The organism is Pontibacter sp. JAM-7 (assembly GCF_048548695.2).
Classification (GTDB): Bacteria; Pseudomonadota; Gammaproteobacteria; order Pseudomonadales; family Balneatricaceae; genus Neptuniibacter.
The window spans coordinates 141,098-157,945 of record NZ_JBLYIF020000005.1; the positions used below are offsets into that span (position 1 = coordinate 141,098).

Below are 16,848 nucleotides of genomic sequence, written 5' to 3' on the forward strand. Positions count from 1 at the left end.
TGGGCGCTCAGGTTTTGTTCATGGCCAATATATTCGCGTTATGCTGACGCCAGTTAATGGCTAATCATGACGATGATCATTGCTGCGGGCGGGCTAGTGCGCTTTTAAGACGTTATCGGCGTTGCTGAATAGCAGAGATAAGAACAGGTATTGATGAGGTGAGCAGGGTAGTGATAGGCATGTGCAAACATGCTGTGTAAGTCGGTAAGTCGGTAAGTCGGTAAGTCGGTAAGTCGGTAGGAAGGAGTGGTCAGATTTAGGTTAGATAAAAGAAGGCCACGTCACTGCGAAGGGGGGGCAGTGCGTGGCCAATTATCAGATCCTTAACAGAAACTGATTAGAAAGTTACTACAGCACCCAGTGCGATAGTGTCGTTCTCTTCTACATCTTCAACTTCAGTGATGTTGTATTCACCAATCAGAATCAGATTGCTGTTTACAGAGTGGAAGATGCCAACTGCAGTATTTTCGTAGTCGCTAGAGGTAACACCATTATCAGTTTCGCTTTCACCGTAAGACAGTACAAAACGGGTTGCACCAGCGGTGTAAGAAAGCTGAGCCAGGTAGCTATCAGTTTCTACGTCTTCAGATACGATCAGAGTATCCAAACCTGCGATGCCTGTACCTTCAGTGTGAGTAGCAGACAGGCCAAGTGCGAAACCACCAGCTTTCACTTTAATACCACCAGCGAAGCCAGTTGTATCAACATCTTCGCCAGCACCAGAAGTGTCATCAGAAGACTGGAACAGACCGCTCAGGTTAGCAGAAAACATATCGCTAGTATAAGTCAGCTCAGTTTCAAAGCGAGGAGCAGATTCTTCTGAATTGCCAGCAAGCTGTTTGTTAGGATCCATTGCGCCGATGGCAAACTGGAAACCGTTATTTACCGGAGAGCGGTATGTAATCTGCGCTTTCGGGAAAGGATAGGTATAACCTGAACCGATGTTACCGAAGGATACGTTACCGCCATCGATCAGACCCAGAGTGTCAGAAGACTGACCATAACCAATCAGCAACTCGTCACCCAAGATGATAGCGCGACCAAACAGGCCGAAATCTTTACCAACCAGAACCTGACCGAAAGAACCGTCTACAGTAGCGTAGAACTGACGAACGTCGATACCGGAATCAGTACCCAGAGACTCGCCACGGCCCTGTGCGTCAGCTCGGACTGCGTCGGAATCGTTGATGGATACCCAGAAAGAAGAACGACCGCCAATTGTCAGGTCATCAATCTGCTTACTGAAGTTAAAACCGATGTAGTTAGGCAGGAAGCCCATTTTTACACGGGACTGATCACGGTCAACGCCTAGACCGGTTTCGTCATCGGTGCTGGAGTGCACGTAGAAAGTGTTGAAGTAACCATCAACAGAGAAAGTCGTGCCGTCAGTGTTGTACAACTCGATTGCAGCGCTCGCCTGAGCAGAAATGCCCATCGCAACTGCAGCAGCTAGCAATTTAGCCTTGTTATTTTTCATGTCGCCCCCGATTGTTTCGGTTTTGTTGTTAACGTTGGGGTCGATTATCAAAAAAGCACGCAAAATCAAGTATTCAGCCACGGTAGGGTTTTACTTAAACCTTAGAGCTGTAAGACTTTTTGTAGGAAAGGCCTAGCAAATAGGGAGGGCCGGTATTGATTAGTAAATACTAATACCAGTATTAATGCATAAGTACTGCTTTATTGTGCGCCGCACAATAATGTTTTATTTCGCTGCAGTTGCAGAATAGTGTGGGTCTATTGAAATACCTAGACCGGGAAGGTTTACGTTAGTTCAAAAATTTTCTTGGTTACAGTGATTTTATGCAGGTTTGTATTTTTCAGTAGGGTTGGCAGGCTGTTATGCTAGTTCGTCTATGTGTCATTTCGCCGATCGATCTTTGGTTGTCCGAATATAATTAAAATAACGGAGCAATAGCGTGAACAATCCTCACTCTGTCAAGGCAGTGGTTTCTTATAGCCGGGTTCCCGAAGTGGCTGCTCGGGAGTTAAGAGAGCAGTTTACCGATCCGGGGATCTCATTTGTTCTGTTCTTCTGTTCGGCGGAATATGACCTGTCTGCCCTGGCAGACGCGATCAATGTTCATCTTGCCGACATGGTCGTGGTGGGTTGCACCACTGCAGGAGAGCTGACCCCCGACGGCTATGGTCAGGGTTGTATAACGGCCATCGGTTTTGATAGTACCGATTTTGCCATTGAGGCTGCTTCTATAGAGTGTCTTGATGACTTCAGCCTGACCGATGCACAAACTCTGGTTGATCAGCTGATTCACAGTTGCTGTGAGCATGAAGTGGCAGAGATCAAAGGCAATACCTTTGCTTTGACCTTGCTGGATGGCTTATCCATTCAGGAAGAGATGGTATTGATGAACCTGAACTCTGCCCTTGGCAGTATCCCTAACTTTGGTGGTTCTGCAGGCGACGATATCCATCTGGCAAAAACCCATGTGTTTTTCAAAGGCGCGTTTCATACCGATGCGGCCGTGGTGATGCTGGTAAATACCTGTTTTGAATTCGAAGTGTTCAGTACACATCACCTGCAAAGGCAGCCGGAAAAGCTGGTGGTGACGAGAGCTGATGCCACGAGTCGCTGTGTGTTTGAACTGAATGCAGAGCCTGCTGCGCTTGAGTATGCACGTGTTACCGGGCTTGAACTTGACCAACTGACCCCTGATGTATTTGCGCTCAACCCGTTGGCGGTAAAACTGGGTGATGAATATTTTGGGCGCTCGATACAGCAGGTAGGGGATGATCTGAGCCTGAAATTTTACTGCGCTGTAGAGAACGGTATTGTACTGACAGTCATGGAACCAAAAGGTATGTTGGATAACCTCAATCACAAACTGACACAGATTCGGGGTTCGATCGGTGAGCCGCAAATCATTATTGGTTGTGATTGCTTTTTGCGCCGGTTGGAGGCGCAGTTATCAGGTTTTAGCGAAGAAGTGTGCGATGTGTATGTACGCAATCGTGTGATTGGCTTCAATACCTATGGCGAGCAGCTAGCGGGGATGCATATTAATCAAACTTTTACGGCTGTGGCAATAGGAAAACGTCGTCATGACTGAGCAGAATCAGGAAGTACTGCTGCAGCGTATTGAGTCACTTGAGCAGGAAAATGCCAAACTTCTGAAAATTAACCATGTGTTAATTGAACGGGTTGAGTCTTCCAGCAGTACCCAGGGGACTAACCCCTATTCTGCGTTTGAGCACTCAGTGATTCTGGCGGAGCAGGTGCGGGAGAGAACTGACGCGCTTAACCGGGTGTTATCTGAGCTGAAAATAAGCCATTACGCCCTGAAAAGCGCGAATGAACAGGCAGCATTGGCGAATCAGCGCCTGGTGGACGCGATAGAAAGTATATCTGATGCGTTTGTCCTGTTTGACGATCAGAGCAGAATTATTCTGTTTAACAGTAAGTTTGTTGACGTCTGGCGTCCTACAGGAGTGAGTATCGAAACCGGTACAACCATTCAGGATATATCCCGCCTGGCTAAGGAAAGTGGCCTGATTGTTGAAGAGTATCCGGCAACAGACTCAGCCAGCAAGGTCTACCGACTCGCCGATGGCCGCTGGGTGCAGATGAGTGAGCGTCAAACTCAGGATAATGGCCTGGTTATTCTCTACACCGATATTACCGCACTCAAGGCCAGCGAAACCGCCCAGCGTGAATATGCGCTGGCGGAAAAAACTAAGTTACTACAGCGTACCGTGGATAACCTGTCGCAGGGTGTTGTGCTGGTGAATCCCGAAGGGTCTGTCGACTTGTGGAATGACCGGTTTATTGAGTTGACCGGCGTTGGTCGTGACCAGCTGGATAATCACCCACCCTTTGCCGCTCTGATGCTGGACAATCAGGCAATATTGCAGCATGCCCTCACCGCCGCGCAACAGGGTGAAGTGCTGGCGTCTGAGCAGCGCAGTGATAAAGGCCAGGTGGTTGAAGTACGCACCCACCCGATGCCGGAGGGAGGGTTTGTTAACACCTATACCGACATCACTGAGCGGCACCGCTATGCAGAGTCGCTGCGGGAAAGTGAGCAGTGGATTCGTTTGATTACCGATAACGTGCCAGCGATGATCGCCTATCTTGGTGAGGATCTGGTATACCGCTTTACCAATAAGGTATATGACGAATGGTTTGGCCTGCCCAGAGGGGCTCTGAATGGCAAGAGTATTCATGATGCCTACGATGATGGGCAGTTTGCGCAGCTGTCACCCTATGTAGAAAAAGCATTGTCCGGGGAAAGTGTCACTTTTGAAGTGTGGCAGAATAATGCTCGGGGTGAGCAGCGTTACATGCTGAAATCGTATGTGGCTAATGTAGGTGCCCAGGGTGAGTCGGACGGTTTTTTTGTCATGATTCGTGATATTACTGAACGACGCCGTTCGGCTGAAGCACTTAAATTGTCTCACCAACTTTTGGAACAGCGGGTTGAAGAACGTACGACCGAGCTGCTTACCTTGAATGATCAGTTGCGCTCCGAAATTGGCGAGCGTGCAGAGGTTGAAGCGCGCCTCAGGGAAGCCAAGCAGGAAGCGGAAGTGGCCAACCTATCGAAAACTAAATTCCTGGCTGCAGTTAGCCATGACCTGTTACAACCCCTGAATGCCGCACGCTTATTTTCGGCGGCATTGCATGACAAAATCCGTACCCAGAGTGTAGAGCCGCTGGTACAGTCGGTATCCAACTCGCTGGACGACGTGGAATCGCTGCTGCGGACCCTGGTGGATATTTCGAAGCTGGATGCCGGGGTGGTTAAGGCCGATATTGTGCCATTCAATGTGCAACGGCTGCTGGAAACCATGGCAACGGAGTTCAGTCGCCTGACGGGGGCGGAGGGGTTGCAATTCCATTACGTGGGTAGCAGTTGCGTGGTGAAATCCGACTCGCAGCTATTGGCGCGTATTCTGCGTAATTTCCTGACTAATGCCATGCGTTATACCCAGGAGGGACGAATTCTGCTGGGTTGCCGTCGTCGTCAGGGCGTTCTTTCTATACAGGTCTGGGATACTGGACCGGGGATACCAGAAGAAAAATTGACTGAAATTTTTCAGGAATTCAAACGCTTGAAAAAACCCCAGGCAGGCCAGGATAAAGGCCTGGGGCTGGGTTTAGCAATTGTCGATAAAATTTCTCGGGTACTGGGCCACAATATCATTGTTAGTTCTATTGAAGGTAAGGGCTCAATGTTCTCAGTGGAAGTGCCAATGGGCGGTGAGCTGACACCAGCGGTGCCAATGGGGCCGCGCATGCCTGTACTGGCTGAGCATCTGGTCAATGCTAATATCTGGCTGATTGATAATGACCAGGCGATCTGTGACGGTATGAAACTGTTGCTCGAGGGTTGGGGCAGTAATGTGGTTACGGGCCTGTCTGTAGAGGATCTAAGGCAGAAAGTTGATATGTCTGAAGATCCGGTAGATCTGTTGATTGCTGACTATCATTTGGATGACGGCGAGAATGGGCTGGATGCCGCTCGACAAGTAAAAGCAGAAATAGGTGATCAACTGCCGGTACTGATGATTACTGCGAACTACAGTCTGGAGTTGAATCAGGAGATTCGTGACCTTGGTTTCCTTATGATCAATAAACCGGTCAAACCGCTTAAGCTTAAAACCACCCTGACACATATGCTGGAGAAGGGCTTTAACCGCTAATTTCTGAGTGTATCAGGCATAAAAAACCGGGGTAACCCGGTTTTTTATGGTTCAACGTTGCTGTTAGCGTTTCAGGTATTCATTGAAGTCTATGTTGCCTGCAGACAGAACTGCCTGTATCCGGTTGTGCACCCCGAGCTTACGCAGAATTGCCGACACATGCGCTTTGACAGTGGTTTCTGCAATATTCAGGTTGTAAGCGATCTGTTTGTTAGATTCACCCTTTGACATCCGCTCCAATACCAGCAACTGGCGCCGGGTCAGGGATGAAAGCAGTTCAGGTGGGATCTGGTTATCGTCTTTGCGCTGGTTGCGTCGGCTGTCGACCTGACTGGCGCGAATGATATCTGAAGGCAGATAAACGTTACCGGCTAGAATTTGCTCCAGCGCTTCAGTCATCTGCTCCCGCGGAGACGATTTGGTAATAAAGCCTACAGCACCATAGGTGATGGCCTGCAGTACGATCTGTTTGTCTTCTTCAGCTGAGACAATAACGACAGGCACTGTTGGCATGTCATTGCGCAGGGTGATCAGGCCGTTGAGACCGTTCATGCCCGGCATATTGAGGTCGAGCAGGATCAGATCCAGCTCTTCTTCTTTTTGGGCAATGGCCAGAGCACTTTCGAGATCTTCTGTATCCAGGGTTTCACAGCCAGGAAAACTGTTTTGGATAACACTGATTATTGCTTCACGAAACAGTGGATGATCATCGGCTATGAGGATTTTATACACGATCTCTCTCCAGCAAGTTTTTGTTATATAGCCTAATTATGCGTGCCTTGGGCTACTTTGTCATTGTTCGAGCTTGGAATCCGGAAATTTCCCATTCCCCGCAGGACTCGGTCAGGGCGGGAAAGATTCAGGCTCTGCTAGCTCCAGCGGTAAGTCATGTTCGACCCAGCCATCTGTGCCATTGCGATACCAAAAAATATTACTGTAACCTAGTGATGCTGCTCGTTTTACAGCATTCCAAGACATCCAGCAATCTGCGGTACAGTAAATCACCAGTGGATAATGTTTGTCACCCCCTGATAGTTGTTTAAGGTTTTTACGGTAATACTCCAGCCACCGTGCCTCAGGTTCACCTTGCCCAACATTGGGCAGCCACATGCTGCCCGGCAAGTGTAAGCGCGGTTTTTGCTGAATAAATACGCCGTTCCATGGGATGGGTTGTACATCCAACAGTGCGGGCTTTGGATCTTGTTGCAGTAGCCGCTGTAGCTGCAAGGTATTAATTGTTGTGGCGTAATCACTGCCTTGAGGGGTTGGGCTGCGATAGCGAAACAACCGATATCCATCAAAGCTGAACAGCTCAAAATTTTCGTCGGTTACGCCAGGCCAGCGGGTGTTTTCCTCTGTGAGTGCCTGTGAACCAGGACCGGCCAGTGTCCATGGGCTGAGCACAATCAGCAATAACAGGTAACGCATCTTAAACTGCCCATATAAATATGTTGGTATTACACCCTGTGTGGGGTTGGCTAAAAATTCTACTATCGATTCAAACAGCGGGACCTTAAGTATGAATTATCACGTTTCCAGCCAGTATAGGTGGTGTTGGACCAAATTCTGTAAGCCGGTGCAGGATGGTTTTCAGTGCTCAGAGGTCTGTTGTATCCAGTCAATCAAGTGTGCCACTGATAATTTACTGGCTGGCAGTCGTCTTGACACGCGTACAGGGTACACTTGAATACCGGGTTACGTTAGTGGGGCATGGCAGGCTTCTCAATTCTGGCAGGTACTGGTGGTTGACACTAGGTCACTGGGGCGGGAGCTGCGTGTTAATATCGCCGGATGTTTCAGGTGGTACGGGCGAACAACGCTGATTCGTCTGCGCCTGATGAGGTTTTAGTTGAAATGAACGGATAAATACTCCTAGTATGCGCACCGTGGGCGCCGTGTAGGTGCTGCAGCAGCTTTTTGAACAGGACAGGCATGTAGAATGGAACAGATTATTCAGGGTGTTTTGACATTTAAGCGTGAGATCTATCCAGAGCGTAAGGATCTATTCGGTACATTGGCGGACCTGGGCCAAAATCCGGATGTGTTATTTATCACTTGCTCTGATTCACGAATAGACCCCAACTTGCTGACGGGCTCCAATCCGGGTGATCTTTTTATCTGCCGCAATGCGGGTAATATTATTCCTCCGCATAGCAATGAAACCGGTGGTATGACGGCTTCTATTGAATATGCTGTGGCAGTGTTAGGTGTGCGTAATATTATCGTTTGCGGGCACACTGATTGTGGGGCCATAAAAGGTGCACTGGATTTGAGTGCCCTGAAAGGCTTACCTCATGTAAAAGAGTGGCTGGGCCATTGCCGCTCCGCCATGGAAATTGTGCGTGAACGAAACAACTTACCAGGGGATCAGTGCGTTGCCCCAGAATTCTTGAATGAAGCTATTGAGCAGAATGTGCTGCAGCAGGTTCAGCATCTGCGCACGCACCCTGTGGTAGCGGCTAAATTAGCGACCAACAAACTGTCAATTCATGGCTGGGTTTATGATATTAAATCTGGCCGGATTAGCTGCTGTGGCCACCATGACGACGCCTTCCAGGATTTTTCTGATCACTATGCGGATATTATTTCGCAACTCTCTACATAAGCGATTGTTTCGGCTTTATTTTGGCTAAGTACCGCCACGGGTGTGGCGGTACTACTAATGGCCCGTTATGCTAGTTCGAAAGTAGTATTTTTAGCCTGCGGTCAGCCTCGTATTTTGGTAACGTGTCTTTTTATGGAACGTAAGTCAGATTTACGTGCCACAGTACTTATTCTCAATACGGTGCAGTAAGGCCGTCTGACCTTAGCGGTTCGTTCATTTAGGATCGCATGGCACCAATATAAAAATAATCACAACCGGGTATGTTATGAAACTTGTTGTTATGCGGTATTTCGTTTTGTTGCTTGTGCTGTTTTCGGTTCAGGTGTCAGCGGCTAGTCAGTTGCCAGTCGTACGGGTGGCTGTTTTACAGTCGGGCACGGTGAATTGGGAGCTGCAGTACATACTCAATCAACAGATAGACCGGGCCCACGGCTTTAAACTGGAAATGCAAAAAATGGCCAGCCTCTCTGCAGCGAAACTGGCCTTAACCAGCGGCGGCGCAGATCTGGTGGTCTCAGACTGGCTCTGGGCGGGCAAGCGTAACAATGCCGGAGCAAACCTGCGTTTTATCCCATTTTCCAGTCAGATTGGCAGCGTTCTATTACCGCCTGATAGCAAAATCACCTCTTTGACCGACCTGCGTGGTAAAAAAATTGGTGTTGCCGGCGGCCCCATGAACAAGAGCTGGGTCTTGCTCCAGGCTGCCGCAAAAGCCCAGGGTGTCGATCTGCGGCAGGAAGCAGAAATTCAGTTTGGAGCACCTCCATTACTCAGCCAGGCGCTCAGGCGTGGCCAGGTAGATCTACTGGCGACATTTTGGCATTACGGTGCCCGCCTTGAAACAGAGGGCTACAAGCCTATGGTGAGCATGCAGCAGCTGATGCATGATCTGGGCATGAAGTCAGGCCTGCCCATTCTGGGGTATCTTTTTAATGCGGACTTTGCCCAACGGTCGCCAACTGCAGTAGCTGGTTTTGCTGCTGCAATTACCGAGGCTAAGCAACGGCTGGCAGCCGATGATGCAGAGTGGGCAGAGATTCGCCCCCTGATGAATGCGGAAAGTGAAGAGATTTTTCAGGCGTTGAAGGCAGGGTATTTGCAGGGTACTCCCGGTGTCTTATCTGAGCAGCAGGTTGACGATGCACAGGTGTTCTACCGCTTAATTGACTCCCTTGATCCTAACCCGTCGGGTGAACAGCTGGATCCAGCGGTATTTTATCGGAATACACTATGACAACCAGCCGACTTAGAGATCAGCTGCTTGCCATAGCAGTCTTGCTGTTGTGTTGGTATCTGGCTGCATTGTGGTTACAGAACCCAATGTTGCCAGGGCCGCAGCATGTGGCGGACAAGATCATGATTGAATGGCAGCAAGACCGTTTGCTGCCTAACCTGCTGATCACTCTGCAACGTGTTGTGATCAGTTTCTGTGCCGCCATGTTCCTTGGTATCTGCCTGGGGGTTGCCATGGGGCGGTTTGCCCTGTGTAACAGAATCCTTGATCCTTTGTTGATAATATTGCTTAACATTCCAGCATTGGTGGTCATTATTTTGCTCTACATCTGGTTTGGTCTGGTTGAGACCGCCGCTGTGGCAGCGGTGATCATCAATAAACTTCCCAATGTGGCCGTGACCCTGCGTGAGGGGGCGAGGATGTTTGATCCGGAACTGGAAGAGATGTCGCGTGCCTATCATTTTTCATGGCGCAAGCGACTGCAGCACCTCTGGTGGCCGCAGCTTTTCCCTTATGTCATGGTGGCGACCCGGGGTGGTCTGGCGCTGATCTGGAAAATTGTCCTTGTAGTTGAGTTGCTGGGTCGATCAGAAGGGGTTGGCTTTCAGCTGCACTTGGCGTTCCAGTTGTTTGATGTGGCAACCATTCTCGCATACAGCTTTGCATTTATTGGCGTGGTGCAATTGATTGAGTGGTTTATTTTGCAGCCTCTTGATCGTTATGCGGGGCGTTGGCAGAAAGGGGCTTCAGCATGATTAACTGGCAAATTCCCGGCCGCAGTTTTGATGGTCAGGCCGTACTGGGCGAAATAGGCCTGTCGTTGCAACCTGGCGAGAGCCACTGTTTGATCGGTCCGTCGGGCTTTGGCAAAACGACGCTGTTGAATATTCTGGCGGACCTTGATGTGGATGGCGTGAAAACGGTTTGGCAGGGAGAGAAACCGCAGATCGGTTATCTGTTCCAGCAACCCCGTTTATTGCCATGGCGTACCCTGCGCGAGAATCTTTTGTTGGTCAAAGATGATAACGCGGCGGTGGAAGAGATGCTGGATGCGGTTAACCTGAAAGATTACGCAGATTTTTATCCATCGCGTATTTCGCTGGGCATGGCGCGGCGTGCGGCGCTGGCACGTTGCCTGTTGGTTGAGCCTGAGCTGGTATTGATGGATGAACCACTGGTCTCGCTGGACACCCCGACAGCAGCGCAGATGCGGCGACTGATTAAACGCCTGGTCTGTGATCATCCGACACGCTGTTTGATTTATGTAACTCATGACCTGGATGAGGCGCTGGAAATGGGGGATCGCATCTCCGTACTGGGTGGTCGTCCGGCGCAACTGGTATTCAGTGCCAGCAGCACGGAACTGTCTCGCGATATGCTGGATCAGAAACTGCACGAGCAGTTCAGTACAGTCGCTTAGCTGTTCTTAAGGAGCGGGTAATGCAACAACGGCCCCGGCGAATATTACCCTTAATTATCCTGGCTCAGTTTCTGGGCACATCGACCTGGTTCGCCGGTAATGCCATTCTGCCCCTGCTACAGCAGTCCTGGCAGTTAGCGGATAGCGCCGTTGCACCACTGACCAACTCAGTGCAGTTTGGCTTCATCTGTGGCGCATTGCTCTTTGCGCTGCTGGCGTTGGCTGACCGTATCTCCCCGCGGTATTTATTCTTTGTGTGTGCGACCGGCAGTGCGGTGGCTAATCTGGGTATTGCGCTGTGGGCTGACAACTTACAGCAGGTTGTGGTCTTAAGGTTTTTGGGCGGCATGATGCTGGCGGGGGTTTATCCGGTTGGTATGAAAATAGCCACGGGCTGGTATCCGGAAGGGCTGGGCAGGGCGCTGGGTTATCTGGTGGGTGCCTTAGCCCTGGGTACCGCGTCTCCGCACTTTGTCTCGGCATTGCAGTTTTCCAGTTGGCAGCCGGTAATTTATTCGGTCAGTCTGGCGGCTTTTATTGGGGGGTGGCTGATCTTATTGGGCGTGCCGGACGGGCCTGCGCTGCACCAAGGTAAGGCGCTGAGTTTACGTGACCTCTGGGTGGCATTACAGCATAAACCCTTACGTGCATCCGCAGGTGGCTATTTCGGTCATATGTGGGAGCTCTACGCTGTCTGGGCTCTGGTGCCATTCTGGTTGCAAGCCTGGGCCGTTAATCATGGGCAGACGCTCAACATCGCCTTTTGGTCTTTTACCGTGATTGCGGCCGGTTTGTTTGGCTGTATTGCCGGGGGACGCTGGTCGGTGAAGTTTGGTAGTCGCCGGGTGGCTTTTTACATGTTATTGGGATCAGGATTATGCTGCCTGCTTTCACCCCTGGCCTTTAATTTACCGCTTTGGGTAATGTTGTTGTTCTGGTGGTTCTGGGGTTTCACTATTGTTGGTGATTCGCCACAGTTTTCCGCATTGTCAGCACAGACCGCTCCTCCCGCAGTGGTGGGTAGCGCCTTAACCATGATTAACTGTGTAGGTTTTTCTATCTCTATGGTATCTGTTCAGCTCAGTGCCATGCTGCTATCAGACGTTCCGATTGCCTGGATTATGTGGTTGTTTGTACCTGGTCCGGTACTGGGTATGCTCAGCCTGCGCTGGTTGCAGCGGCAGACTGAGCATGAGGTAGCATAATTAGCCACGGCCACCTTTCTGTGGGCTGAAGCCAGTGACGGCGACAGCACTGAATACCAGTGTTGCGCCAGCTGTAATCATCATGGCATCTGTATTCAGTTGCATATACAGGGCATAGCGAACCAGCTCGACAGCATGGGTAAATGGATTCACTTGGCAGAGCCAGTACAGCCATTCACTGGCTTCCTGCATCTTCCACAAGGGGTACAGTGCTGAGGACAGGAAAAACATAGGGAAAATGACGAAGTTCATGACGCCGGCGAAGTTTTCCAGCTGTTTGATCCGGGTTGATAGCAGTAGTCCCAGCGAGCTCAGCATCAGTGCTACCAACATCAGTGCTGGTAGTACAGTCAGGTAACCTATCAGGGGTGGTTGTACTTCAACCGTCAGGGCAATCAGCAGAAACGCATAGACTTGGGTTAATGAAATCAGCGCGGTAGCCACCATTTTGCACAACAGCAGGTATGGTCGAGGCAGTGGGCTCATCAGTAACACTCGCATGCTACCCATTTCACGGTCATACACCATGGATAAACTACTCTGCATACCGTTAAACAACAGAATCATGCAGCAAAGGCCTGGGGCGATATAAACCTCATAGGTGATGTAGGTCTCATAAGGCTCAATGATCGCAATGCCCAATGCTGCACGAAAGCCCGCCGCAAAGACGATAAGCCAGAGCAGGGGGCGGATAAGAGCGCTTAAAAAGCGGGAGCGTTGCTGCACAAAGCGCAGAAATTCGCGGACTAAGATGCCTTTAAAACAATGCCAACTACTGCTGAGTGTCATACCGTCTCCTTTACGCCTGTCAGTGTGTGAAAGGCTTCTGTCAGGTCGGTTTGTTCTGACAGTTCCAGTAAGTGATTGGCTTTGTCATCGACCATCACTTCTCCTTTATGTAATAAGATAACCGGATCATCCGGCTTGATCTCTTCCATCAAGTGGGTTGCCCATAACGCAGTCAAATGGTCTTCCGCACAGAGTTTGCGCACATGCTGGTTCAGTGCCCGACGGGTCTGTGGGTCTAGCCCTACGGTAGGTTCGTCCAATAAAAGGATGTTGGGTTGATGCAGCAGGGCGCGGGCAATTTCTACTCGGCGACGGTGGCCACCATTCAGGCCGCGTACTTTTTCATCGGCTCGCTCCAGCATCTCCATTCGGGCTAACTCCTGCTCGATGCGAGGTTTCGCCGCCGAGGTTGAGATGCCATGCAAAGATGCATGGTAAAGCAGGTTTTGTCGTACGGTCAGGTCGAGGTCCAGCGTGCTTTGCTGAAATACCACGCCAATCCTGCGCATGATTTCAGCAGGCTGTTTGCGGATGCTCTGGTTGTGTATGGTGATTTCGCCCTGTTGCAAGGCATAGAGCCTTGTCAGCAAAGCAAACAGGGTAGATTTGCCGGCACCATTGGGGCCCAGCAGACCATGAAATCCGCCACGGTCCAGGCTGAAGCTGACATCCTTTAGCGCTTGCTTGGTACCGTAGCGAAAGCTGATATGGTTGACTTCAATACTCATTAAAAGCTGCCCAATAAAAGACCGGCCTGCAGGGCAGGCCGGTGTTTGTTGTGTTTAGTTATCAGGGTTTTACCACAACCCCCCATGGGTAACGACCCACTTTGATGGTTTTTATCGGTTTATGTGCCTTGGCATCGATCACCGAAACATCACCGCTGATACCATTTGTCGTCAAGAGCAGGCTTTCATCGCTGTTGAAGGCCATGTGCCAGACACGGCGGCCAACCAGGATATAGTCTTCAATTTCTAAGGTTTGCGCGTTTACCACGGCGACATGGTTAGATGGGCCGAGGGCAACAAAGGCATATTTGCCATCTTTGGTTAGCTGGATACCGACCGGTTGAATTTTGTCGGGATGAACGCCTTTGACTTCAAACCGAAGTTTTTTGGTGATTTTGCGGGTTGTTGTGTCGATTACGGAAACCGTGCCGCCAATCTCAGAACTGGCCCACAGTTGAGTGCCTGATTTGTTGAATTCGACATGGCGTGGCCGCTGGTCCACCAGGGTGTTATCGATTAACTCGTGGCTGGTGGTATCAATCCAGTGCACCATGTTAGTGGTCTCACTGGTGTTTACAGCAACAGAACCATCCGGGCTGACAGCCATGCCTTCTGGCTCTACACCCACGTCAATCTGGGCCAGCACTGCATGTGATTCGGTATCAACTACCGTTACCAGTGCATCATCTTCATTGGCGATATATAGATGGCGGTCATTCGGGTGCAGGGCAAACTGCTCTGGGTCCTCACCGGAGGGCAGGGTAGCAATAATCTTATGCGTGCTGGTATCCATCACCTGCACAGTGTCGGAATCTGAAGCACAGATATACAGTTTGCTGTAATCCTTGGAGAAGATAATACCGCGGGGCCGCTGGCCAACGTCGATAGTTTTGATGACTTCCAATGTGCTCAAGTCAATTAATGACAGGGAATCATCTTTCTCATTTGATACGTAGGCGACTTCTGCCTGTGCCAGACTGGCACTCAATAGCAAAGCTGCAGCGACGGGTTTAAGCAGAGTGTTCAGTTTCATGAATAGTCCTCGTTAAAATTTGCAGCGGCTTTCTGGTTTGTCATAGCCCAGTGTGTCCAGCTCGTTGGTTGGGTGCAGGAATCCCACTTGAGGAGACTGAGATACCACGGATCGTGGATGAATCAACGGTATGGGCTGACGTAATTGATGGTTCCAGCTGCGATAGTCCATTTTGCGGCCCTTAAAGGCGGCCAGTTCAAAGTTTTCGCCCGTCATGTAGTCAAATACTGCGGTGGCATCGGCGCTATTGATGCGGGTAACTGCTTCAGCGACACTTCGCACAGCAGACCAAGAGGCATAATCGACCGCGTTCATACGACGGTTGCTGAGTTTAACGAACCGGCTTTGCAGCTGTGCGGCTCCCCATTGCTCGATCACTGGATGCCAGGCGACAGGTTTAAGCCCCTGGGTGCCCGCAACTGGGCGCGGATACCAAGTGTTATACAGTACATATTCACCAAAATCGCCGCGTTCATCCGCGGTGATGACGATGTCGTATTGTTTTGCTTGAGTAAACAGCGGCATTTCGCTCTGTGCCGTACGGCGCATGTCAGTGTCGAAGGTCCAGGCTTTCTCCGCCACGATCTTGATACCAAAACGTTTACTGGCGCGTTTGAAGGCATCAGCGTATGCCTGATCTTCGGGCCGACTACCGGTAATCAGCAATGTCTTGCTAATGCGGCGGGCCTTCAGCCATTGCGCCAGAGCATCGGTGAGCATCGCTCTACTGGGCAGAGTGTGGAAAATGTTGCGGCGACAGTCCTGATTACGCAGCACATCGTCGTAACTGCCAGCATTAAATATTACAGCGTCTTGCCCCAGCCCTGCTTGTAGCTGCAGTAGTGTATCGCGCGGCATATTGGCGACGAAATAACGAATTCCATTGGCATATTGCTGCTTGGCTGATGCAATCAGCTTGGCCGGATCGGTATCAACAGCAGAGATAAAACTGTAGTGGTGTTTGAGAAATTTACCGGTGGTATTACTGTCGGTAACGGCCAGTTCTGCGCCTCGAATGCCGGTATCTTCAGGCTCTGGGAATAGGTTGGACAGTACAGGGCCATAATCGATAACTTGCCCAAGATAGCTAACCTGAACATCAATATTGGCTTGTGCCGTTGCTGCCAGTAGATTGCCGGCCAGCAGGGCGGCAGCGAGTCTGGTACGTTTGAATGTCATATTAGATTTTCAGTTTAAGTTGTTATTTTTATCAGCATAAGGGGCAAATCCAGGGTACGGAATATGTAGAAAGTAGAAATCAAATACTTCCTAAGTAGCATACCCTTACCCGAGCCCGTCGCTAGCATGATCGGCTATGGCAAATGCATGGCCATTAGCACTGTTTACAGGCACTATGGCGATCTGAGTACAGTAGAGTCATGCTGGCGACTTAAGTTCCGCAGCTTATCCTGCGCGAACATTGATAGCACAGCTGAGCCTTTTTCGATACTTTCGCACAATATAAAGGTTGCGAACAGAATCAGGAGTGACGACGTTGAAAATACTGATCGTGGATGATCATGCAGTGGTTCGCCAGGGTTATGCAAGCCTCTTGGCAGGTATGTTGGATGGTTGTGAAATTATTGAAGCAGGCAGCGGTGAAGAAGCGGTGGAACTGTGCCGTGAATCGAAACCGGATATCATCATCATGGATATCAACTTGCCCGGTATTAGCGGTATAGAAGCGGCCGGTCGGATTCGTGATCTGGCAGAAAAGCCACGTATTCTGTTTTTCTCTATGTATGACGAAGCATCAGTGGTGAAGCATGCGCTGGATGCGGGTGGCATGGGATATATCAGCAAATCGGGATCGCCAAAAATATTGCTGGATGCGGTGGCGGCACTCACCCGTGGTGAAGTATTTATTGAGTACGATCTGGTGATGAAGCTGGCGTCATCCAATAACCGTGACCACGAAGATCGGTTACGGCAACTGACACAGCGGGAATATGAAGTATTCGTAATGCTGGTGAAAGGAGAAAGTACCCAGCACATAGCCGAGCATCTCGAGATCAGCAGCAAAACAGTTTCTAACTATATTACTTTGCTAAAAACTAAACTGGGGATCAGTTCAACGGCGGCACTGGTTCACTTTGGCATAGATGCAGGCATTGTTAAATTACCGCCACGGTTTGGTGATGGCGATCACGCATAGCGTTGTTTAAGGAAGCGATAC

At 50.1% G+C, this 16,848-nt stretch carries 15 protein-coding genes; 8 read left to right on the plus strand and 7 right to left on the minus strand.

What is annotated here, in order from left to right:
- Positions 1-337 precede the first annotated feature (337 nt).
- Positions 338-1,477 carry a porin gene (locus ACFVYJ_RS08490; protein WP_419415108.1) on the minus strand — a complete coding sequence of 380 codons (1,140 nt, stop codon included), beginning with the start codon at positions 1,475-1,477 and terminating at the stop codon, positions 338-340.
- A gap of 439 nt (positions 1,478-1,916) precedes the next feature.
- Between ACFVYJ_RS08490 and nosP the strand changes: the two genes are divergently transcribed.
- Both nosP and ACFVYJ_RS08500 read left to right on the plus strand, forming a co-directional pair.
- Positions 1,917-3,065, plus strand: a complete 1,149-nt coding sequence (gene nosP, locus ACFVYJ_RS08495; protein ID WP_419415107.1) for a nitric oxide-sensing protein NosP — start codon at positions 1,917-1,919, stop codon at positions 3,063-3,065.
- On the plus strand, positions 3,058-5,658 hold the full coding sequence (locus ACFVYJ_RS08500) for a NahK/ErcS family hybrid sensor histidine kinase/response regulator (protein ID WP_419415106.1): 2,601 nt from the start codon (positions 3,058-3,060) through the stop codon (positions 5,656-5,658). Before nosP ends, ACFVYJ_RS08500 begins: the two co-directional genes overlap by 8 nt.
- Positions 5,659-5,721: 63 nt before the next feature.
- Here ACFVYJ_RS08500 and ACFVYJ_RS08505 read toward each other — a convergent pair whose 3' ends face one another.
- On the minus strand, positions 5,722-6,390 hold the full coding sequence (locus tag ACFVYJ_RS08505; protein ID WP_419415105.1) for a response regulator: 669 nt from the start codon (positions 6,388-6,390) through the stop codon (positions 5,722-5,724).
- Positions 6,391-6,501: 111 nt separating this feature from the next.
- On the minus strand, positions 6,502-7,086 hold the full coding sequence (locus ACFVYJ_RS08510) for a rhodanese-like domain-containing protein (protein WP_419415104.1): 585 nt from the start codon (positions 7,084-7,086) through the stop codon (positions 6,502-6,504).
- A gap of 511 nt (positions 7,087-7,597) precedes the next feature.
- Here ACFVYJ_RS08510 and ACFVYJ_RS08515 point away from each other — a divergent pair.
- The 5 genes from ACFVYJ_RS08515 to ACFVYJ_RS08535 all read left to right on the plus strand — a co-directional run bounded on the left by ACFVYJ_RS08515 (position 7,598) and on the right by ACFVYJ_RS08535 (position 12,122).
- Complete coding sequence (locus ACFVYJ_RS08515) at positions 7,598-8,263, plus strand: carbonic anhydrase (RefSeq protein WP_419415103.1); 666 nt, start codon at positions 7,598-7,600, stop codon at positions 8,261-8,263.
- 265 nt (positions 8,264-8,528) lie between these two features.
- On the plus strand, positions 8,529-9,497 hold the full coding sequence (locus ACFVYJ_RS08520; protein ID WP_419415102.1) for an ABC transporter substrate-binding protein: 969 nt from the start codon (positions 8,529-8,531) through the stop codon (positions 9,495-9,497).
- On the plus strand, positions 9,494-10,252 hold the full coding sequence (locus tag ACFVYJ_RS08525) for an ABC transporter permease (RefSeq protein ID WP_419415101.1): 759 nt from the start codon (positions 9,494-9,496) through the stop codon (positions 10,250-10,252). The genes ACFVYJ_RS08520 and ACFVYJ_RS08525 overlap by 4 nt, the downstream gene beginning before the upstream one ends.
- Positions 10,249-10,917 (plus strand): ABC transporter ATP-binding protein, encoded by a 669-nt coding sequence (locus tag ACFVYJ_RS08530; RefSeq protein ID WP_419415100.1) that lies wholly within the window; start codon positions 10,249-10,251, stop codon positions 10,915-10,917. The genes ACFVYJ_RS08525 and ACFVYJ_RS08530 overlap by 4 nt, the downstream gene beginning before the upstream one ends.
- A 20-nt stretch (positions 10,918-10,937) precedes the next feature.
- The gene (locus ACFVYJ_RS08535) at positions 10,938-12,122 is read left to right on the plus strand and encodes an MFS transporter (protein ID WP_419415099.1); all 1,185 of its coding nucleotides are present in this window, start codon (positions 10,938-10,940) and stop codon (positions 12,120-12,122) included.
- Here the strand turns inward: ACFVYJ_RS08535 and ACFVYJ_RS08540 are convergent, their stop codons facing one another.
- The 4 genes from ACFVYJ_RS08540 to ACFVYJ_RS08555 form a co-directional block, all read right to left on the minus strand.
- A complete protein-coding gene (locus ACFVYJ_RS08540; protein WP_419415098.1) occupies positions 12,123-12,911 on the minus strand; it encodes an ABC transporter permease in 789 nt (262 codons plus the stop codon). It abuts the gene before it with no gap.
- Positions 12,908-13,639, minus strand: a complete 732-nt coding sequence (locus ACFVYJ_RS08545) for an ABC transporter ATP-binding protein (protein ID WP_419415097.1) — start codon at positions 13,637-13,639, stop codon at positions 12,908-12,910. The genes ACFVYJ_RS08540 and ACFVYJ_RS08545 overlap by 4 nt, the downstream gene beginning before the upstream one ends.
- Positions 13,640-13,700: 61 nt before the next feature.
- Entirely contained in the window at positions 13,701-14,672 is a 972-nt protein-coding gene (locus ACFVYJ_RS08550) for a YVTN family beta-propeller repeat protein (protein ID WP_419415096.1), read from the minus strand.
- Positions 14,673-14,684: 12 nt separating this feature from the next.
- Positions 14,685-15,851, minus strand: a complete 1,167-nt coding sequence (locus tag ACFVYJ_RS08555; RefSeq protein WP_419415095.1) for an ABC transporter substrate-binding protein — start codon at positions 15,849-15,851, stop codon at positions 14,685-14,687.
- A gap of 316 nt (positions 15,852-16,167) precedes the next feature.
- On the opposite strand from ACFVYJ_RS08555, the gene ACFVYJ_RS08560 reads away from it, so the two are divergent.
- Complete coding sequence (locus ACFVYJ_RS08560; RefSeq protein ID WP_419415094.1) at positions 16,168-16,827, plus strand: response regulator transcription factor; 660 nt, start codon at positions 16,168-16,170, stop codon at positions 16,825-16,827.
- Positions 16,828-16,848: the final 21 nt, after the last annotated feature.